The organism is Pseudarthrobacter sp. GA104 (assembly GCF_009741265.1).
In the GTDB taxonomy this organism is placed as follows: Bacteria; Actinomycetota; Actinomycetes; order Actinomycetales; family Micrococcaceae; genus Arthrobacter.
This window is the reverse complement of record NZ_WOWL01000001.1, coordinates 2886507-2907392: the sequence shown is the minus strand read 5'-3', so window position 1 is coordinate 2907392 and position 20886 is coordinate 2886507. Positions and strand designations below refer to the sequence as shown.

The window sequence follows — 20886 nt, the reverse complement described above, 5'->3', positions numbered from 1 at the left end:
GCACCCGCCACGCCGGATCCTCAGATGGCCGAGCGCTGCAGGTTGGGCACCAGCCCCGCTTCCTTCAGGCCCAGGTAGATTTTGTCGCGCGCAATGGGCAATGAGGTAAAGCGCACCCCGGTGGCGTTGCGGATTGCGTTGGCCAGCGCCGGTGCAACCGGGTTGAACGGGCTCTCGCTCATGGATTTTGCCCCCAGCGGCCCCAGTTTGTCGTTCGTGTCGGCAAAGTACACCTCACTGCGGGGAACGTCGGCAAAGGTGGGGATGTGGTACTGCCGGAGGATGTCCGTGGTGACCCGGCCGGCGTCGTCAACCACCACCTCCTCATACAGCGCGGCACCCAAGGCCTGGGCAATCCCGCCTTCGATCTGGCCGCGGCACTGGCGCGGATTAACCACCACGCCGGCGTCCGCGGCCTGCACGCTCTGCAGGATTTTCAGCTCTCCCGTGCCGCGGTTCACCGCAACTCGGAAGCCGTGCACGTTGAACGCCACGGAACGCGGCGTCCCGCCCCAGCGTCCCTCCGCCGCGAGTTCGACGCCGGCGTCAGCGGCCGCCTGTGCCAGTTCGGCCAGCGGCACGGACGTTCCGTCAATGACCACCGAGCTTCCGGCGAGGACGCAGGCCGAGGCCTGGGTCTGGCGGATGCCGGCTGCGAAGGCGCGGATCCGGACGGCGAGTTCCTCCGCGGCGGCGAGCGTTGCCTTGCCGGCCACCACGGTTCCGGCCGAGCCGAAGGCCCCGGTATCGTGCTCAACGAGGTCGGTATCGGACTGCCGCACCACCACCCTGGCGGCCTCCGTGGACAGCGCCGTGGCGGCCAGCTGGGCGTGGACGGTGGTGGTGCCATTGCCGAACTCGGCGGTTCCGACGTCGGCCTGGTACGTCCCGTCCGGCAGGAGCCGGAGGCGGGAGTGGGCAAAGTGGCCGCGCGGGGGCACGGTGTCGATCATGGAGAGCGCCGTGCCCTCGCCGGTGAGCCAGTCCGGGCCCAGTTCGTCCAGGCCGGCGGCGCGATAGCGTTCCCGGCCCCGGGCCAGGGCTTCGCGGACCAGGCTCAGGCACTGGTCCAGGCCGTAGCTGCCGTAATGGACGTCCTCGTCGGGCTCCGGCTGGGTGGACAGCATCCGGTCGCCTTCGCGCACCATGTTCCGGCGGCGGAACTCGAACGGGTCCATGCCGATGCCGGCTGCGAGCTCGTCCATGGCCGACTCGATGGCGAAGATCATCTGGCTCAGCCCGTAGCCGCGGAACGCCCCGGCGGGGACCGTGTTGGTGTACACCGCATGGGCGTCCACTTTTTTGTTGGCGCAGTTGTAGACGCTCAGGGATTCGCCGCAGCCGTGGAACATCACGCCGGGTCCGTGGTTGCCGTAGGCGCCCGTGTTGGTCAGGACGTCCAGTTCCAGGGCGGTGAGCCGTCCGTCATTGCTGGTGCCGGCCTTGAGCTTGATGGTGAACGGATGACGGGTGGTGGTGGCCGTGAACTGCTCGGTCCTGGTCAGTTCCAGCTGGACCGGCCTGCCCAGTTTCAGGGCTGCGAGGGCCACGATGTCCTCGGTGAGGACTTCCTGTTTTCCGCCGAACCCGCCGCCTACGCGGCCGGCCACCACATGCACCTGCTCCTCCGGGAGCCCAAAGACCCGGCACAACGTCCGCCGGACCAGGAACGGGACCTGGCTGGACGTGCGGACCTGCAGCCTCCCGTCGCCGTCCACTGATGCGATGGCCGCATGTGTTTCCAGTGCCACGTGCTGGACCCGCTGGGTGCGGTAGGTCTGTTCATGGATGAAGTCCGCGGCGGCGAAGCCCTCGGCCACGCTCCCCAGTTCGGAGTGCAGCTCGGCCACCACATTGCGGTCGGGCCGGGAAATGCGCGCCACAGTTCCATCCTTGTCCCCGTGCACCAGGGGAGCACCCGGCTGCAGTGCATCCCGGGGTGAGAAGACTGCAGGGAGTTCCTGGTACTCCACCTCCAGTGCGCGGACCCCGGCCTCTGCGGCGGCCACCGTTTCGGCCACCACCGCGGCAACCCGCTGGCCCCTGAAGCGCAGCACGTCATCCAACACGCGGGTATCGTCCGGGTCATCGGTGAACAGTTCGTGCTGGGCAGTGGAGAACAGCTGTTCCGGTGCGTCCTTGTGCGTGAAGACGGCCATCACGCCCGGTACCTTCAACGCCTGTCCAGTGTTGATGGAGCGCACCCGGGCATGCGCGTGCGGCGAGCGCAGGAGCTTGAGGTGGAGCAGTCCCTGCAACTGGTCCGCGGGAACGTCCAGCGTGTAGCGGGCGGTGCCGGTCACCACGGCGCGGCTGGCGGGTGCCGGAACGTCGTCACCCAGCTGTCCCGGCTCGGGATCCGGCTGCCCCTCCCCCGCAATTCCGGAGCCCTGTCCCTTGGGATCGGGGTGGCCGGCGTGTCCGCAGACGGCGTCGGAAATGGCCCGGTATCCGGTGCAGCGGCAGAGGTTGCCCTTGAGGTTCCGTGGCAGGTTCTCCTTCTGTTCGTCGTCGAACGCAGCGGCCGTCATCACCATGCCGGCCGTGCAGAACCCGCACTGAAAACCCTGGCGCTCCATGAACTGCTGCTGGACGGGGTGGAGGTCTGCACCGTCGCCGGCAGTGGACGCCAGTCCCTCGATGGTGGTGACGGCGTGGCCCTCGGCCCTCACGGCCGGGTAGATGCAGCTGTGCACCGGGGTGCCGTCCACGTGCACGGTGCACGCACCGCAGTCTCCGCCGTCGCAGCCCTTCTTCACGCCGAGGCTGCCCTGCTCCCGCAGGAAGGTCCGCAGGCACTGCCCGGGGCGCGGTGCTGTCCCGGCCGGCGTTCCGTTGATCTCGATGGCCATGTTCAGGCCCCTTCCTGCCGTGCGCGAAGTCCCTGCGCGTAAATTCCCTGTGCATGATGTCCATGGCCGGAGGCTGGCCAGAAGTCGCCGGAAACCCGGAGCCCGGGCGCTCCCTCCGGGGCGGCGAGCTCGGCGCGGACCTCCTCGGCCAGGCGGTACGTCATGTCCCGGCGCCAGGCCGGCAGCCCGTGGATGTCGTCGTGGTAAAGGCCGGCGGGGATCGCCTCGTCGAGTGCCCCCGCCAGCGCGTCCGTCTCCGGCAGGGCGTCGAAGCGGAGCTGGACGGGCCGTTTGGTGGCGGCGGTGACGGTGAGGACAAAGGAGGCGCCGCCGTCGAGCCTCCCGATCAGCAGCACCCCCGACCTGCCGAGGTTGCTCAGGGAGAGCCGGCGGAACGCCACCCGGGCGGCGAGGGCCGACGCCGGAAGGCGGACGCTGCGCAGGAGCTCGCCGGGTGCCAGGCAGTTCCTTGCGTCGCCCGTGACGAAGTCGGCCACCGGAACGGTGCGGCTGGTGCCGCCCGGGCCGAGGATGGTGGCCGTTCCGTCCAGCGCGGCGCAGAGCGAGATCATGGGGCCGGCGGGCAGGGACGTGCACAGGTTGCCGCCCACGGTGGACATGTTCCACACCTTGAAGGAGGCCACGAAGGAATCGCAGCAGGGGCGGACCAGGTCAAGGGCCGGCCAGGCACGGCCTGCTGCCTCCGCTGAACCGGGGAGTCCATACAGCTCGGCGACGGTGCAGGTGGCGGCGAGTTCGATTCCTGCGTCACTCATGGCCACCGGGGTCCAGCCTGCGCTGCCGAGGTCGAGCAGCCGCTTCAACGGCTGCGGCCCGAACGCCAGGCTGCCGTAGGAGAACAGCACGGTGCCGCCGGCCAGCCACGCGTCGCCGTCGCGCCATTCCGCGGGGTCGGTGGTGGGGACCACCGCCTCGATGGTGTTCATGTCCATGCGATCTCCTGTTGCAAAAGGTCTGTAGGGGCCGGCGCCTTGGCTGGTGCGGGTGCTGACGGCGCGGCGGTCCGGTGGATGGGGCCGGAGGTCTCCCTCAACGGCTGATGTGACGCCGCCGGATTGCGGGCGGCGATGATTTCGGCGAGGACGGAGACCGCCACCTCGGCGGGGGTCACTGCTCCGATGTCCAGGCCGAGCGGTGAGTGGAGCTGGGCGATCCGCTCCGGGCGCACTCCCCGGTCCAGGAGGGAATCGACCCGTTGGGCGTGGCTGCGCCGGGACCCGAGTGCTCCGATGAAGGCCACTCTGAGGCCAAGTGCGGTTTCGAGCAGCGGAATGTCGAACTTAGGGTCGTGGGTGAGGACGCAGATCACGGTCCGGGAATCCACGCGGCCCGCGGCGGCCTCTGCTGCGAGGTACTGGTGCGGCCACGCGGTGACCACCTCGTCCGCCGAGCTGAACCGTGCCTGGGAGGCAAAAGCCGGGCGGGCGTCCACCAGGGTCACGCGGCAGCCGAGCGGTTTGGCGGCCGGCAGCAGCGCTGCGCTGAAGTCATTGGCACCGAAGACCAGCAGGCGCGGCGGTGCGAGCCTGGTTTCCACCAGGACGGCGGCGTTACTGGTGCACAGCCCTGCTGAGCCCAAATCCAGCACAGCGGTGGTGCCGGCACGGAGCATCGACTCGAGCTGCGCGGCGCTGGCCCGCCAGGTTGGTTCGCTGCCGCCGGTACAGTCGCGGCTTTCCAGCAGCGTGGCCAGTCCGCGGTGTCCGGCTGCCTCGATGGCGCCGGGATCAGGAAGAACGACGGCGCTGCTGCCGCCGCCAGCGCGGCCGTCCAGCCTGCGGACCAGAGCCACCGGCTCGTTCGGTCCGTAGGCAGCCAGCTGCCGCACCGCCTCACCCAGGGGACACGTGCGGTCCAGGTTGGCCGGCTCGATGTACACATCCAGCTCTCCGCCGCAGGTGAGCCCGGCGGCGAAGGCATCGGCGGCGCTGAAGCCGAAGGTCTCAAGCCGGGCGACGCCGTCGTCCATTGCTTCCAGCGCTGCCGCCACGACGGCGCCTTCGACGCAGCCTCCGGAGAGGCTGCCCAGGACCGCGCCGTCCGCGGACACCAGCATGGAGGTGCCCACGGGCCGGGGGACGGAACCGCTGGCGCGCACGATGGTGGCCACTGCGAAGGGCTGTCCGGCCAGGGCCGGCGCCCAGGTGCCCAGTGACGGGATCAGGTCAAGCATGGCGGCACTCCTTCTTCCGCGCTGCGGTGGTGTCCATATTGTCGTTGCTGCGGGCTGGTTCGGAAAGCATGTGGTCCTGGAAGCGTGTGGGTCGGAAAATGCGCTGCCGTTCCGGACATCCGCTCCCCGGGTCGCGGGGGCGGATGTCCGGAACCGGTGCGCTCAGGCGCCGAGCAGCAGGTTGATGGGTCCGCGGGCGAAGTACACAAGGAACCCTGCGCTGACCACCCACATGAGCGGATGGACCTTCCTGGCCTTGCCGGACGCGGCCCCGATAACGGCCCAGCTGATGAAGCCCACGCCGATGCCATTGGCGATCGAGTAGCTCAGCGGCATGGTGACAATGGTGAGGAAGGCAGGCAGGGCCACGCTGAACTTGCTGAACTTGATCTCGCGGATCTGCGCCATCATCATTGCGCCCACCACCACCAGTGCGGCGGCGGCCACTTCGAGCGGAACCACGCTGGTGAGCGGGGTCAGGAACATCGAGCCCAGGAACAGGACGCCGGTCACCACGGACGCCAGGCCTGTGCGGGCGCCTTCACCGATGCCGGCGGCGGAGTCGATGTACACCGTGTTGGACGAGCCCGAGGTTGCCCCGCCGGCCACGGCGCCGAAGCCTTCCACGATGAAGGCGGATTTCAGCCGCGGGAACGTTCCGTCCTTGTGCGCGACGCCGGCGCTCTTGGCCAGGCCGGTCATGGTGCCCATGGCGTCGAAAAAGTTGGTGAACACCAGGGTGAACACCAGCATGGTGGCGGCCAGGGCTCCGATCCGGCCGAAGGCGCCGAACAGGTCAAAGTGTCCCACCAGGCCAAGATCCGGTGCCGAGACCAGCTGGCCGGAGAGGACCGGGGTGTTCAGGTGCCACCCGCCGGGGTTGGTTTCGGTGGCCGGGCCGATCTTCATGGCTGCCTCGACGACGGCGGCCAGGAAAGTGGTACCCACGATGCCGATCAGCAGCCCGCCCTGGACCTTGCGTGCCACCAGGATGCCCATGGCCAGCAGGCCGATGATGAACACTAGGGTGGGAACCGACGTGATGGAGCCGCCGTTGCCCAGCTGGACGGGGGGTCCGCCGGCCGACGCCTTGACAAAGCCGGAGTCCACGAACCCGATGAAGGCGATGAACAGGCCGATGCCCACCGTGATGGCGGCTTTCAGTTCCTTGGGCACGGCCCGGAAGATAGCGGTGCGGGCACCGGTGATTCCGAACAGGACGATCAGGATGCCGTTGATCACCACCAGGCCCATGGCCTCGGCCCACGTGACTTCCTGGATGACGGAAACGGCCAGGAACGAATTGATGCCCAGCCCGGCGGCTAGGCCGAAGGGCAGGTTGGCGACCAGCCCGAAGAGGATGGTCATGACGCCGGCGGTGAGCCCGGTGACGGCGCCCACCTGCGCTGCGGACAGCCAGCCCCCGGCGACGTCGGTAGGCGCGTTGTCCGCGCTGAATCCTCCCAGGATCAGCGGGTTGAGGATGACGATGTACGCCATGGTGAAGAAGGTGACCAGGCCGCCGCGGAATTCCCGCGCAAGCGTGGAGCCGCGCCGGGTGATCTGGAAGAACCGGTCAAGGAAGGAGCCCGGCGCCGGGGGCTTGGGAGTGCTGTTCGCCGGACGTGGGATGCGGGTGCTTGGAGCCGAATGCTCCTCGTGGGAATTGTCCAGGATGGTCATCCCGGCCGCCTAGTAGTCGATCCTGGTTTCGAGTGCGTTCCAGGTGTTGAACGGTTCCAGCGGGGCCGGGGCCTCCGGATCGTCTAACACCAGCTTCGAGACCGGCATCAGGGAGTTCCGGTCCTTGTTGTCGAAGTACTCGTAGAAAACGGCGTCGTCGAAGCCGACGGACGCGGCGTCATGCCGGTCGGCGGCGAAGATGACCCGGTCCACCCGGGCCCAGAGCGCGGAGGCCAGGCACATGGGGCATGGCTCGCAGCTGGTGTAAAGGGCGGCGCCGCTAAGGTCGAAGGTGCCCAGTTCGCGGCAGGCCGTGCGGATCGCGGTGACCTCGGCGTGGGCGGTGGGATCGTTGTCCGCGGTGACGCGGTTGACGCCGTCGAACGTGCGGCCGTCCGCCGTGACGATCATGGCTCCGAAGGGGCCCCCGCTGTTCAGGACGTTGGCCGTAGCCAACCTGATGGATCTGGCCAGGAACTGTTCGGCCGTGACGGTAGTACTCATGATGCGACTTCCTTTTGCCGGGAAGCCTGATGCCGCTTGCAGGACCAGTAGAACCAGGTGCGACGGTTACCAGGCTTCAGCATGTGCTGTGAAGGTTAAGTTGCGCCTGGTAGATAGCTTCCCGGGGACCGGGTGCCCGCCTTTGGCAGAATCGAGATTAGCACCGGATTGTGGTCCGCGCCATAGTTTTCTGGAAATTTAATTTCGCAATGTGAAATCCATGTTTCGGAGGTTTCACGTTCTCCGGTCACAATCCGCCGGCGTTGACGCACCGCCCGGCCGCCTCTAGCCTAGGTCCCAGCCGAGCCCCGGCCGGGCACCGCCCGCCTTCGCGGGCGCGGCCGCCTGGATCAGCAGACAGGGCGCCACTGAGCTGGCATATCGACCGCGCTCAGGAAGGTCAGCCATGACGCCAGCCACCGCACCCGCCCGCCTCTGGATCCGGAACCCGCAAGCGGCGTTTACCGCCAACCAGCTCGACGCCTCAGGCGGAGTGGTGGTAGGCGGCGGGAAGATCGAGGAGGTTCTCACGGCGGGGCAAGGGCCCGCCGAACCGTGCTCCGCAATCTTCGACGCGCGGAACCACGTACTGCTTCCAGGCCTGGTCAACACGCACCACCACTTCTACCAGAACCTCACGCGCGCCTGGGGCCCGGCTGCGAACGCCCCCCTCTTTCCCTGGCTGCAGAACCTGTACCCGGTATGGGCCAGGCTCACCCCGCGGGACCTTGAGCTCGCCACCACGGCGGCGTTGGCGGAGCTGCTGCTTTCCGGCTGCACCACGGCGGCCGACCACCACTACCTCTTCACCGCGGGCCTTGAGGATGCCATCGATATCCAGGTGGACGCGGTACGCCGGCTGGGAATGCGCGCAACCCTCACGCGCGGGTCCATGACCTTGGGATCGGACGACGGCGGCCTGCCGCCGCAGGCGACAGTGCAGGCGGCGGAGGTGGTCCCGGCCGACAGCGAGCGCCTGGTTGGCTCATACCACGAGCGCGGCGAGGACGCGGTGATCCAGATTGCCCTGGCGCCCTGCTCGCCGTTTTCGGTCACGAAAGAACTCATGGCCGAAAGCTCCGCGCTCGCCGAACGGCTGGATGTCCGGCTGCACACCCACCTGGCGGAGACCCTGGACGAGGAGGACTTCTGCCGGGAAACGTTCGGACTCCGGACCGTTGACTACCTGGAAAGCGTCGGCTGGCTGACGGACCGCACCTGGCTGGGGCACGGCATCCACTTCAGCGACGGGGAGATCGCCAGGCTGGGTGCCGCGGGCACCGCCGTCGCACACTGCCCCACGTCGAACATGCGCCTGGCATCGGGGACCGCGAGGGTCCTGGAACTGGAGGATGCGGGAGTTCCCGTGGGGCTGGGAGTGGACGGCTCGGCGTCGAACGATGCTTCCAACATGATCCTGGAAGCGCGGCAGGCGCTTTATTTGCAGCGGCTGCGGTACGGGGCGCATGTCCCGGTGGAGCGCGCGCTCGGCTGGGCCACGCGCGGTTCGGCAGCCGTCCTGGGCCGGACCGGATTAGGCCAGCTGGCTCCGGGAATGCAGGCGGACCTGGCACTTTTCCGGCTGGACAGCCTGCGCTTCTCCGGCAGCCACGATCCAGTGGCCGCCTTGCTGCTGTGCGGTGCAGACCGGGCGGACCGGGTCATGGTGGGCGGACAGTGGCGCGTGGTGGACGGGCAGATCCCGGACCTCGATATTGCCGGCCTTATTGCGGAGCACTCCGCTGCTGCCCGCCGGCTGGTGAACGGGTAGCCCGGCCCGGGCCCGCTAAGCGCGCCGTCCGAACCCTGGGAGTGCATGGATCCAGCGTGAGATAGGCCCGGGAACGTGCTCCCGGTCAGGCGGGAGGTAGAAGTCCGGGTCGGTGCCGCCGCCGAGGGGGAGGTAGAACTCCTGGACTGAGGGTGCCGCCGTGGGTGCCGGTGAGACCGGCGTGCTGTCCTGCTGGTACATCTGATCCTCCTTCGAGGGCTTGGGGTAGTTCCACAAAATGGAAAACAACTTTTGCTATGTGGAATAGCTTAGGATGCCGTCGGCAGCTTCGTCAATGGTCCGGAGGTGGCCCGGTCACAAAATGAATTTTCGGCTTGTGATGTACACCACCGGCTTCCGCGGGTACGCTGGATGTTAATTCGTGGCGCATGTCACGTAACCTGGGAGCAGCAGGCAGGGTTGTTAATGAGCTGGCATCAATGGATGCCGGCTCTTTTTTGTTGGGTCGGCACCACCGGAAACGCGCTTGAAATGCGCGCTTAATTTCAGTGACGGAACCTAGGTTCCACTTACCGGAAGTTGGGAACAGACCATGAGCAGCAAGATCATCCTCGGCGACAACCAGTACGGAAAGGCCGAGGTCCGGGTCGTCAAGATCACCCGCGATACCGACCGCCACGAAATCGAAGACCTCAACGTCACCTCGCAGCTGCGGGGGGATTTCACGGCCGCCCACCTCGAAGGCGACAACGCCCGCGTGGTGCCCACTGACACCCAGAAGAACACCGTGTACGCCTTCGCCCGTGAAGGCATCGGCTCCCCCGAAGCGTTCCTGCTTCGCCTCGGTGAGCACTTCACCTCCAGTTTCGACTGGGTGGCCGGAGGCCGCTGGGAGGCCGAGTCCTACAGCTGGAACCGGATCCAGGCCCACGGCACCGAACACGACCATTCCTTCGTGCGCAATGGCCAGGAAGTCCGCACTGCAGTCGTGGTGCGCGATGGCGCCACCACGCACCTGATTTCCGGGCTCAAGGACCTGACCGTCCTCAAGTCGACCGAATCCGGCTTCGTGGGCTACCCGAAGGACAAGTACACCACCCTGCAGGAGACCACCGACCGCATCCTGGCGACCGATGTCTCTGCCCGCTGGCGTTTCAAGACCGGCACCGATTTCAGCACGCTGGACTTCAACAAGAGCTACGACGACGTCAAGGGCCTCCTGCTCGAAGGCTTCACGGAAAAGTACTCCCACGCCCTCCAGCAGACACTCTTCGACATGGGCACCAAAGTGCTTGAAGCACACAGCGAGATCGACGAGATCAAGTTCTCCATGCCGAACAAGCACCACTTCCTGGTGGACCTCTCGCCGTTCGGCCTGGACAACCCCAACGAGGTCTTCTTCGCGGCCGACCGTCCCTACGGCCTGATCGAGGCCACGGTCCAGCGCGAGGACGCCACCCCTGCGGACATCGCCTGGTCGGGCATCGCCGGGTTCTGCTGAACCGCAGCGCCGTCAACCCATCCGGGCCCGGGGTTTCTTTCCATTGGTCATCCCATGGCGCTTCTAAGCGCCCGTGACCTGGGCGGCAGCTCCGGGCCCACGCCCCTAGCCTTTCAGCCACACCGTTAGCCAGACAACGTTAGCCAGACGAAGACGTCTGCCATGAACCAGAAAGTCTGCCATGAACATCAAGAACCCCCTCAAAGCCGACGCCAAACAGCGCCTGAAACGCGCCACCTCCACCAGGCCCGAGGATGAACGGCTCTCAATCGGGAGCAGCTTCGCCTACGGTTTCCAGCATGTCCTGACCATGTATGGCGGCATCATTGCCGTTCCCCTGATTGTGGGCCAGGCCGCAGGCCTATCTCCTGCCGATATCGGCATCCTGATCGCAGCGGCCCTATTCATGGGCGGCCTGGCCACCCTCCTGCAGACCATCGGCATCCCTTTCTTCGGATCCCAGCTTCCCCTGGTGCAGGGCGTTTCCTTTGCGAGCGTGGCCACCATGGTCGCGATCGTCAGCGGTGGAGGCGGGCTGCCCGCCGTCTTCGGCGCGGTCATGGTCTCGGCGGCCATCGGCCTCTTGATCGCCCCGATCTTTTCCAAGATCGTCAGGTTCTTCCCCCCGGTGGTGACCGGCACCGTCATCACCACCATCGGCCTGACCCTGATGCCCGTCGCTGCAAACTGGGCCATGGGCGGCAACCGAAAGGCCGAAAACTACGGCAGCATGGCGAACATCGGCCTCGCCGCCGCCACTTTGGCCCTGGTGCTGCTCCTGAGCAAGGTCGGCAGCGCCACTATTTCACGCCTGTCGATCCTTCTGGCGATGGTCGTGGGCACGGCCATCGCCGCGGCCACCGGGATGGCGGACTTCTCCAAGGTGGGCCAGGGGCCGATTGTCGCCTTTCCGACTCCCTTCCACCTCGGCGCCCCCACGTTCGAGATTGCGGCGATCATCTCCATGCTCATTGTTGTACTGGTGATCCTGACCGAAACCATGGCTGACATCCTTGCCGTCGGCGAAATCGTGGGAACCCGGACCGACTCCAAGCGCATCGCCGCAGGACTGCGCGCCGACATGGGCTCCAGCCTCATCGCACCGGTGTTTGGTTCCTTTACGCAGAGCGCCTTCGCCCAAAACGTGGGCCTCGTGGCAGTCACAAAGATCAAGAGCCGCTATGTCGTGGCAGCGGGAGGCGTGATCCTGGTCCTGCTCGGCCTGCTCCCGGTCATGGGCCGCGTCGTGGCCGCCGTCCCCACCGCCGTCCTGGGCGGCGCGGGAATCGTACTCTTCGGCACGGTCGCCGCCAGCGGCATCAGGACCCTTGCGAAGGTCGAATACAAGAACAACATGAACCTGATCATCGTGGCCGCGTCCATCGGGTTCGGCATGATTCCGATCGCCGCGCCGACATTCTATGACAAGTTCCCTTCCTGGTTCGGGACAATCTTCCACTCCGGCATCAGCTCGGCAGCGGTCATGGCGATCCTGCTGAACCTCCTCTTCAACCACCTCAAAGCCGGCAACTCGGAGAACCAGTCGGTATTCGTGGCGGGGACGGGCCGCGTGGTGCGGGAGGAAGACCTCAAGTGCCTGGCGGAAGGCGACCGTTTCGAGGGCGGCAAGCTCATCGACTGTGAAGGCAAGGAAGTGAAGGTCGAGTCGTCCGAGAAAGCGTCGGAGCACTAGGGGCAAACGCGAAATGGCAGTTCACGGCAGTGTTCCCCAGGAACATTGCTGCGAACTGCCATTCCGGCGGTTAAGCACGACGGCGGCTTGCCGCTTTGGTGCCTCAGGTGCGGTTCAGCTCACGGGAGATGGCCTCGGCCGCCTCCCGGAGGACGGGTACGGCCTTGTCGGCGAAGTGCTCGTCCACGCGGGATACCGGGCCGGAAACAGAGATTGCCGCTGGAGTGGGCGCATTCGGTACTGCCATGGCGAAGCACCGTACACCCAGTTCCTGCTCCTCCTCGTCAATGGAGTAGCCACGCTCCCGGATGAGCTTGAGGTCGGCCAGGAGTTCGTCCACGTCACCGATGCTCTTGGGGGTTGGGGTGGGCATGCCGGCGCGGGTCACGATGCCGCGGACCACCTCGTCATCCAGCTGGGCAAGGATCGCCTTCCCGACGCCGGTGGCGTGGGTATGGGCGCGCCGGCCCACTTCCGTGAACATACGCATCGAATGCAGCGAGGGAACCTGTGCCACGTAGATCACCATGTCCGAGTCCAGTACCGCCATATTGGAGGTCTCCCCCAGCCGGTCCACCAGCGTTTTAAGCTGCGGACGCGCCACTGCGCCCAACTGCTTGTTGGCCCCCTCGCCCAGGCGGATCAGCCGGGGCCCCAGCGCGTAGCGCCGGTTCGGCAGCTGCCGGATGTAGCCAAGGGCCACCAGCGTCCGCAGCAGGCGGTGGATGGTGGGCAGGGGAAGGTCCGTTGACGCAGACAGTTCGCTGAGCGTGACGTCGCCGCCGGCGTCCGTGATGAGCTCGAGCAGTTCGAAGACACGCTCCACTGACTGCACGCCGCCCGACGCTTTTTCTGCCATTCCGTTGTCTCCTACGGTTCGGAATCCGACAACTCTTATCCGCATCGTGAAAAGAGTTGCTTGGAACACCCAACATACAGCACGCCGGTTCACTCCGCGATGAGCCTTGGCCGGTCATATATGCGGAGCTTGTATTTCCATCTTGCAGATAATAATATCCATAATACGAAAACATTTGATTGAGTAGATGCCCGTTCCCGGGCCCAACAGGAGGACATTCAATGGCGAACCCCAGCCCCGGAAATTCGATCACCCTGCGCGTGGAAGCGCCGTCCAGCTTCAGCGCCACCAGCGAGCTCGCAGCAGCCGTCGGCGCGGCAGGCGCCGCCATCACCGCCCTGGACGTCAGCGAATCCCACCATGAAACCCTGGTCGTGGACGTCACCTGCAACACCACCGACGACGAACACGCAGCCCGCGTCAAGGATGCCCTCAACGCGCTCGACGGCGTCAGGGTCCAGCACGTCTCGGACCGCACCTTCCTCATGCACCTGGGCGGCAAGCTCGAAGTCGTCCCCAAGGTAGCCCTCCGCAACCGCGACGACCTCTCCCGCGCCTACACTCCCGGCGTCGCCCGCGTCTGCCTCGCCATCGCCGAGGACCCCGCAGCGGCCCGTAACCTCACTGTCAAGCGGAACACCATCGCCGTCCTTACCGACGGTTCGGCCGTCCTGGGCCTCGGCAACATCGGCCCGGCCGCCGCCCTTCCGGTGATGGAAGGCAAGGCCGCGCTTTTCAAGCAGTTCGCCAACGTGGACGCCTGGCCCGTCTGCCTGGACACCCAGGACACCGAGGAAATCATCATGATCGCCAAGGCAATGGCCCCGGTCTACGGCGGCATCAACCTGGAGGACATCGCCGCCCCGCGCTGCTTCGAAATCGAGAACCGGCTCCGCGAGGAACTGGACATCCCGGTGTTCCACGACGACCAGCACGGCACCGCCATCGTCACCCTCGCCGCCCTGGTCAACGCACTGCGCGTGGTGGGCAAGAAGCTGGACGAGGTGAAGATCGTGGTCTCGGGTGTGGGCGCCGCGGGCTCGGCAATCATCCAGCTCCTCAAGGCACAGGGCGCGCAGCACATCGTCGCCGCCGGCCGCTCCGGTGCCATCCACTCGGGTGAAACGTACGGGGACGAGCACCGCAGCTGGATCGCCTCGAACACCAACGAAGAAGGCTTCGCCGGAACCCTGCACGAAGCCCTCGTGGGCGCGGACGTGTTCATCGGCGTCAGCGCCCCGCACGTGATCGGCGAGGAACAGGTGGCCGCCATGGCGGAGAAGGCCATCGTGTTTGCCATGGCCAACCCGACGCCGGAAATCGACCCTGTCGTTGCTTCGAAGCACGCCGCCGTCGTAGCCACCGGCCGCAGCGACTTCCCCAACCAGATCAACAACGTCCTGGCCTTCCCGGGCTTCTTCCGGGGCCTGCTCGATGCCGGAGCCTCGGACATCACCCCGGAGATGCTGGTGGCGGCCGCGGAGGCCATCGCCAACCGGGTTGCTGACGACGAGCTGAATGCCAGCTACATTATCCCCAGCGTCTTCGATCCCCATGTCGCCGCTGATGTCGCAACAGCCGTTGCCGCCGCAGCCCACGCCGCCAACGTGGCAAACGCAGCTGTTCCGGAAACCGCGGCTCCCGTTGCCGCCCTGGCCGGCGCCTGATTCACCGCCCGACTTCAGCACAAGGAAAGGACCAGAAATGGCCATCACTGTCACGGACCCCCGGCCCATCAACCGCGCGGAGGAAATCCTCACCCCCAAGGCACTGGCCTTCGTGGAGGAGCTCCACAACCGTTTCGCCGGCACCCGCAACGAACTCCTGCAAGCCCGTGCCGCCAAGCGGCAGCGCGTGGCCGAAACCGGCAAACTGGACTTCCTGCCGGAAACCAAGGACGTGCGCGACGGCGACTGGAAGGTTGCGCCGGCACCGGCAGCTTTGCAGGACCGCCGGGTTGAGATGACCGGGCCCGCCTCGCCGGCAAAGATGGCCATTAATGCCCTTAACTCGGGCGCGAAGGTATGGCTTGCGGACCTCGAAGATGCCAGCACCCCCACGTGGGGCAACGTCATCGATGCCATCCTGAACCTCCGCGACGCCGCCCAGGGCACCCTCAGCTACACCTCGGAGGAAGGCAAGGAGTACAGGCTCCGTACGGACGCGCCCCTCGCCGTCGTGGTGGCCCGCCCCCGCGGCTGGCACATGCAGGAAAAGCACCTGCTGCTCGACGGCGAACCCGCCGTGGGCGCCCTGGTGGACTTCGGCCTGCACTTCTTCCACATCGCCAAGCAGCTGGTGCTCAACGGTCAGGGACCGTACTACTACCTGCCCAAGATGGAAAGCCACCTCGAGGCCCGGCTGTGGAACGACGTTTTTGTCTTCGCCCAGGACTACCTGGGGCTGCCCCAGGGCACCGTCCGGGCCACCGTGCTGATCGAGACCATCCCGGCCGCCTTCGAGATGGACGAGATCCTGTATGAACTGAGGGACCACGCGTCCGGCCTGAACGCCGGCCGCTGGGACTACCTGTTCAGCATCATCAAGTACTTCAGGGACGCCGGCGAGGAGTTTGTACTCCCGGACCGCGCCAGCGTTGCCATGACCGCGCCGTTCATGCGCGCCTACACCGAACTGCTGGTCAAGACCTGCCACAAGCGCGGCGCCTTCGCCATGGGCGGCATGGCGGCAGTCATCCCCAACCGCCGCCACCCCGAGGTCACGGAGGCTGCGTTTGCAAAGGTCCGGGCGGACAAGACCCGCGAGGCGAACGACGGCTTCGACGGCTCCTGGGTGGCGCACCCGGACCTTGTTCCCACCTGCCGGGAAGTCTTCGACTCCGTGCTCGGTGACAGGCCCAACCAGCTGGACAAGCAGCGCCCGGAGGTCAACGTCACGGCCGGGCAGCTGCTGGACGTTTCCTCCGCCGACGGGCAGGTCACCGAAGCCGGGCTCCGCCTGAACCTGTACGTGGCCATCGCCTACACGGCGGTATGGCTGTCCGGGAACGGCGCCGTGGCCATCCATAACCTGATGGAGGACGCCGCCACCGCGGAAATCTCCCGTTCCCAGGTGTGGCAGCAGATCCGCAACAAGTCGGTCCTCGCGGACACCGGCAACACCGTCACCCGCGAACTCGTGGAGCGGATCCTGGGCGAGGAAACCGAGCGGCTGCGTATCGAATTCGGCGACGAAGCCTTCCGCCGCTACTACAAGCCGGCCAGCGAACTGATCGGGGAAATCTGCCTCTCCGAGGACTACACGGACTTCCTCACCATCCCGGCCTACGAACTGGTGGGCTGAGGCATGGCAGCATCACCCGTGCCGTCGCTGTCCGCCGGAGACCTGGCCGACATTGACCGGCAACTGGCCGCCACGGACCGGCTGCTGGAGCAGAACTACCCGGGCGACGACGGCTCACGCCAGCCCGTCCACACGGTGTACGTCCCTGCGGACCGGTTCACGCCGTCGTTCGCTGCCGAGTGGGGCGCCGAAGCACTGGCTGCGGCCAAGGCCCACGGCGGCTTCGAAAGGCTGGGGTCGCTCCTGGGCCAGGACACCGCACTTGCGGAGGCCGTTGCCCCGCGCGTGCAAGCCAAGCTCTCCAGCGAGCCCATCGAGGACCTGCGCCTCGATTTTGAGGACGGCTTCGGGGACAGGGGCGACGACGCCGAGGACACCGCCGCTGTTGCCGCGGCTTCCGCCGTGGCCGCCGCAGTCGCGGCCGGGTCTGCTCCGCCGTTCATCGGCATCCGGTTCAAGTGCTTCGAGGCGGCCACCCGCTCCCGCGGGCTGCGGACCCTGGACCTGTTTGTCTCCGCCCTGGCCTCCGCCGGGGAACTCCCCGAAGGGCTGGTCCTGACCCTGCCCAAGGTGACCACCGTGGCCCAGGTCAAGGCTATGGACTACGCCGTCTCCCGGCTGGAGGACGTGCACTCCCTCCCGGCCGGACGGCTCCGTTTCGAGGTGCAGGTGGAAACACCGCAGCTCATCCTGGGGCCGGACGGAACGTCGCCGGTAGCGCAGCTCCCGCATGCTGTCCCGGGCCGGATCAGCGGCCTGCACTACGGCACGTACGACTACTCGGCGTCACTGCAGATCTCCGCCGAATACCAGTCCATGGAGCACCCCGTGGCGGATTTCGCCAAGGAGGTCATGCAGCTGGCGGTGGCCGGCACCGGCATCCGGCTCTCCGACGGATCCACGAACATCATCCCGGTGGGCGACAACGTGGAAAACGCCTGGCAGCTGCACGGCAGGCTGGTCAGGCGTTCACTTGAACGCGGCTACTACCAGGGCTGGGACCTGCACCCGGTACAGCTCCCCAGCCGCTTCGCCGCCACCTATGCCTTCTACCGGCAGGGACTGCCCGCAGCCGCAGCCCGGCTGCGGAACTACGTTGAGCAGACCGCAGGCGGCGTCATGGATGAACCCGCCACCGCCCGGGCACTGGCCGCCTTCGTCCTGCGCGGCGTCCAGTGCGGCGCAGTCGGTGCAGATGAAGTCCAGGCGCTTGCCGGCGTCGGACTTCCGCAGCTCACTGCCCTGGCCCACCCGCGTCTCGCCACCACTTCCAACTCCTAGGTAAGGACCTTCTCTTCATGGGCAAGTACTACTCCCCCGCCGGCGGACTGCCGCCGCAGACCCACCTGACCACCGAACGGGCCATCGTCACCGAGGCCTACACGGTGATCCCCAAGGGCGTGATGACGGACATCGTCACGTCCAACCTCCCGGGCTTTTCCAACACCCGCTCCTGGATCATCGCGCGGCCCATTTCCGGCTTCGCCACCACTTTCTCGCAGCTGATCGTGGAAATCGCCCCGGGCGGCGGTGCTCCCAAGGCAGAGTTCGAGGCCGGCGTCGAAGGCGTCATTTTCGTGACGCGCGGCAGGCTCAACCTCAGGCTCAACGGCGAACTGCACCAAATGGAGGAAGGCGGCTACGCCTACCTGGCCGCCGGTGCTGAGTGGGGCCTGGAGAACGTTTCGGACGACGTCGTGTCCTTCCACTGGATCCGCAAGGCCTACGAACGCCTTGAGGGCTACGAAGCCAAGTCCTTCGTCACCAACGAAAAGGACGTGGAGCCCACGTCCATGCCGGACACCAACGACGTCTGGAAGACCACCCGTTTCACGGACTCCAACGACCTCGCCCATGACATGCAGGTGAACATCGTGACGTTCCAGCCCGGCGGCGTCATCCCGTTCCCCGAAACCCACGTCATGGAGCACGGCCTGTACGTCCTGGAGGGCAAGGCCATGTACCTGTTGAACAATGACTGGGTGGAGGTGGAGGCCGGGGACTTCATGTGGCTGCGCGCGTTCTGCCCCCAGGCCTGCTACGCCGGCGGCCCGGGCGAGTTCCGCTACCTGCTCTACAAGGACATGAACCGCCAGGTGCGCCTCACCTGATCCCCTCCCAACTAGGTAGCGCCAAGTGTCGTTTTGAGGCTCCAAAACGACACTTGGCGCTACTTAGTTGGAGGAAAATTGGTGGCATGGGCACAAGCCGGGGCCGCGGGTCGAAGCGGGTCGCGGCTGTCCTGTGCGCAGCCCTGCTGGCAGCGTCCCTGCCCGGCTGTACCGGGGAGCCGCAACCTCCGGAGCCCGAGCCGGACAAGCCTGCCGCCTTCGCCCTCCTGGAGGACTTCAGTGCCCGGATGCTCGCGGAAGGCGCTCCCGCAGTCCTGGTCTCCGTCCGGACCCGGGGCACCACCTGGACGCATGCCGCCGGCGTGCGGAGCCTGGAAACGGGCGAGCCGGCCACGGTTTCCGATCCTGTCCGCGTAGGCGGCATCACTGAATCCTTCATCGCGGTTTCGGTGATGAAGCTGGCGGCGGAAGGGAAGCTTGACCTGGACGCCGAAGTAAACCGCTACCTACCCGAGTTCGGCAGCGTCCTCCGTCCACCCGGCCCTGTGACTGTCCGCCAGCTTTTGACGCACGAATCAGGACTTCCCGACTTCTCGGTCCCCCTGCTGGCGTCCGGCAATTGGGCGGACACCATGAACCGGCCGCTCAGCCTTGAACAGCAACTGGCCCTGGCCGCCACCTTGCCGTGGGACGGCCGGCTGGCACGGATCTTTGACTATTCCCGCTCGAACTATGCAGCCCTGGCACTGATTGTCGAGCGGCTCCGCGGCGAAACTATCGAGCAGGTCCTCGCCGATGACACGGCCAGGCCCCTGGGCCTGGCGAAAACCCGGCTTGGCGGCTCCCCGCCCCTGGGAATGATCCACGGCTACGTCGCCCTTGAAGGCAGGCGCACGGACGTCAGCATGCCGGCCTGGCAGGCGGAGTCCCCTTCAACCGGGGCCGTGTCCACCGTGGAGGAAGTGAACAGTTTCTACGCCGCGCTGCTGGAGGGCAGGCTGCTTCCTCCGGACAGCGTGACGGCCATGAAGGGCGGCTACTCGCAGTACTACGGTTTTGCCCTGCGCCGCTGGAACAACACCTGCAACAACCGGTTCTACTATGGCCTTCCCGGTGATACCGACGGCTACGGCACGGTTGCCATGACCAGCGAGGACGGCCGGAGCCAGCTGGCGCTGGCGGTCGCCTACCCTCCCGCACCGCCCACCCTCGAACTCAACCCCCTGATCCTTGAGATGCAGGACGTGGCCCAGGAAGCCCTCAACACGCTGTGCTGAGGGCTTCGTGACGGGGTTTCACTCCGGGTTCAGGCGCCGGGGTTGAGGACCACCTTGATGCAGCCGTCCTCTTTCTTCTGGAACTTCTCATACAGGGCCGGCGCCCCCTCCAGCCCCGAACGGTGGGTGACCAGGTCCATCACACCCAGCGGATCGGCGTCGTCCTCCACCAGCGGCAGGATGTCCTCGGTCCAGCGCCGGACATTGCATTGCCCCATCCGCACCTGGATCTGCTTGTCGAACATGGCCAGCACCGGCATGGGGCTGGCCTGGCCGCCGTAGACGCCGCTCAGGGACAGCGTGCCGCCGCGCCGCACGGCGTCAATGGAGGTGTGGAGTGCGGCGAGGCGGTCCACCCCGGCGGTCTCCATCGCCTTCTGCGCCAGCTTGTCAGCCAGGAGCCCGAGGGCCTGGTGGGCGAAGCCCGCGACAGGGGAACCGTGGGCTTCCATTCCGACGGCGTCAACCACCGCGTCAGGGCCCCTTCCGGCTGTCATCTCCCGCAGCTGGTCCGCCACGTCCTTGCCGTAGTCGAGGGTTTCCACGCCGTGCCGCTCCGCCATCGCGCGGCGCTCCGGAACGGGGTCCACGCCAATTACGCGGAGGCCCCGCTGCACGCCGATCCTGCCGGCGAACTGGCCTACCGGGCCCAGACCAAATACGGCGAGGGTGCCGCCGGCTGGGGTATCCGCGTACTCCACTGCCTGCCAGGCGGTGGGAAGGATGTCCGAGAGGAACAGGTACCGCTCGTCCGGAAGCTCAGTTCCCACTTTCACCGGGCCGTAATCGGCGTGCGGCACGCGCAGGTACTCGGCCTGGCCGCCGGGAACCGACCCATAAAGCTCTGAGTAGCCGAAGAGGGCTGCGCCTGAGCCCTTGCTCCTGACCTGCGTGGTTTCGCACTGGGACTGCAGGCCCAGCCCGCACATGAAGCAGTGGCCACAGGAGATGTTGAAAGGTATCACCACGCGGTCGCCCTTGCGCAGGTTGGTGACGGCGCTGCCCACCTCCTCCACGATGCCCATCGGTTCGTGGCCGATCACGTCGCCCTTGTGCATGTAGGGTCCCAGGACCTCGTACAGGTGCAGGTCCGAGCCGCAGATTGCCGTAGAGGTGATGCGGACAATGGCATCGGTGGGCTCCTGGATCACGGGATCGGGTACTTCTTCCACGCTTACCGAGCGCTTTCCTTGCCAGGTCAGTGCTTTCACGATTC

At 66.6% G+C, this 20886-nt stretch carries 16 protein-coding genes; 8 read left to right on the top strand and 8 right to left on the bottom strand.

Annotated features, from left to right (window positions below; translation table 11 throughout):
* Positions 1-20: 20 nt before the first annotated feature.
* The 5 genes from GK109_RS13255 to GK109_RS13235 form a co-directional block, all read right to left on the bottom strand.
* Complete coding sequence (locus GK109_RS13255) at positions 21-2852, bottom strand: molybdopterin cofactor-binding domain-containing protein (RefSeq protein WP_157241069.1); 2832 nt, start codon at positions 2850-2852, stop codon at positions 21-23.
* Between the two features lie 2 nt (positions 2853-2854).
* Positions 2855-3805, bottom strand: a complete 951-nt coding sequence (locus GK109_RS13250; RefSeq protein ID WP_157241067.1) for a xanthine dehydrogenase family protein subunit M — start codon at positions 3803-3805, stop codon at positions 2855-2857.
* Positions 3796-5046, bottom strand: a complete 1251-nt coding sequence (locus tag GK109_RS13245) for an XdhC family protein (RefSeq protein WP_157241065.1) — start codon at positions 5044-5046, stop codon at positions 3796-3798. The genes GK109_RS13250 and GK109_RS13245 overlap by 10 nt, the downstream gene beginning before the upstream one ends.
* 162 nt (positions 5047-5208) lie before the next feature.
* Positions 5209-6729 carry an NCS2 family permease gene (locus GK109_RS13240; protein ID WP_157241063.1) on the bottom strand — a complete coding sequence of 507 codons (1521 nt, stop codon included), beginning with the start codon at positions 6727-6729 and terminating at the stop codon, positions 5209-5211.
* A 9-nt stretch (positions 6730-6738) separates the two neighbouring features.
* Positions 6739-7233 carry a nucleoside deaminase gene (locus GK109_RS13235; RefSeq protein ID WP_157241061.1) on the bottom strand — a complete coding sequence of 165 codons (495 nt, stop codon included), beginning with the start codon at positions 7231-7233 and terminating at the stop codon, positions 6739-6741.
* A 406-nt stretch (positions 7234-7639) separates the two neighbouring features.
* On the opposite strand from GK109_RS13235, the gene GK109_RS13230 reads away from it, so the two are divergent.
* Positions 7640-9004: an 8-oxoguanine deaminase gene (locus GK109_RS13230; protein ID WP_157241059.1), complete on the top strand. Its 1365-nt coding sequence runs from the start codon at positions 7640-7642 to the stop codon at positions 9002-9004.
* 15 nt (positions 9005-9019) lie between these two features.
* Here GK109_RS13230 and GK109_RS13225 read toward each other — a convergent pair whose 3' ends face one another.
* Entirely contained in the window at positions 9020-9205 is a 186-nt protein-coding gene (locus tag GK109_RS13225; protein ID WP_157241056.1) for a hypothetical protein, read from the bottom strand.
* A 352-nt stretch (positions 9206-9557) separates the two neighbouring features.
* Between GK109_RS13225 and pucL the strand changes: the two genes are divergently transcribed.
* Together pucL and GK109_RS13215 are read left to right on the top strand one after the other, a co-directional pair.
* Entirely contained in the window at positions 9558-10466 is a 909-nt protein-coding gene (gene pucL, locus GK109_RS13220) for a factor-independent urate hydroxylase (protein WP_157241054.1), read from the top strand.
* A gap of 181 nt (positions 10467-10647) precedes the next feature.
* The gene (locus GK109_RS13215) at positions 10648-12159 is read left to right on the top strand and encodes a nucleobase:cation symporter-2 family protein (RefSeq protein ID WP_231754858.1); all 1512 of its coding nucleotides are present in this window, start codon (positions 10648-10650) and stop codon (positions 12157-12159) included.
* A gap of 103 nt (positions 12160-12262) precedes the next feature.
* Here GK109_RS13215 and GK109_RS13210 read toward each other — a convergent pair whose 3' ends face one another.
* On the bottom strand, positions 12263-13018 hold the full coding sequence (locus tag GK109_RS13210) for an IclR family transcriptional regulator (protein ID WP_157241052.1): 756 nt from the start codon (positions 13016-13018) through the stop codon (positions 12263-12265).
* A gap of 221 nt (positions 13019-13239) precedes the next feature.
* Between GK109_RS13210 and GK109_RS13205 the strand changes: the two genes are divergently transcribed.
* The 5 genes from GK109_RS13205 (at position 13240) to GK109_RS13185 (ending at position 19670) form a co-directional block, all read left to right on the top strand.
* The gene (locus GK109_RS13205; RefSeq protein ID WP_157241050.1) at positions 13240-14685 is read left to right on the top strand and encodes an NAD-dependent malic enzyme; all 1446 of its coding nucleotides are present in this window, start codon (positions 13240-13242) and stop codon (positions 14683-14685) included.
* Between the two features lie 37 nt (positions 14686-14722).
* The gene (aceB, locus tag GK109_RS13200; RefSeq protein WP_157241048.1) at positions 14723-16321 is read left to right on the top strand and encodes a malate synthase A; all 1599 of its coding nucleotides are present in this window, start codon (positions 14723-14725) and stop codon (positions 16319-16321) included.
* 3 nt (positions 16322-16324) lie between these two features.
* Entirely contained in the window at positions 16325-17602 is a 1278-nt protein-coding gene (locus GK109_RS13195; protein ID WP_157241046.1) for an aldolase, read from the top strand.
* Between the two features lie 17 nt (positions 17603-17619).
* Positions 17620-18432: a bifunctional allantoicase/(S)-ureidoglycine aminohydrolase gene (locus tag GK109_RS13190; RefSeq protein ID WP_157241044.1), complete on the top strand. Its 813-nt coding sequence runs from the start codon at positions 17620-17622 to the stop codon at positions 18430-18432.
* An 86-nt stretch (positions 18433-18518) separates the two neighbouring features.
* Positions 18519-19670: a serine hydrolase gene (locus GK109_RS13185; RefSeq protein ID WP_157241042.1), complete on the top strand. Its 1152-nt coding sequence runs from the start codon at positions 18519-18521 to the stop codon at positions 19668-19670.
* 29 nt (positions 19671-19699) lie between these two features.
* Here the strand turns inward: GK109_RS13185 and GK109_RS13180 are convergent, their stop codons facing one another.
* Positions 19700-20881 (bottom strand): zinc-dependent alcohol dehydrogenase, encoded by a 1182-nt coding sequence (locus tag GK109_RS13180; RefSeq protein ID WP_323058056.1) that lies wholly within the window; start codon positions 20879-20881, stop codon positions 19700-19702.
* Positions 20882-20886: the final 5 nt, after the last annotated feature.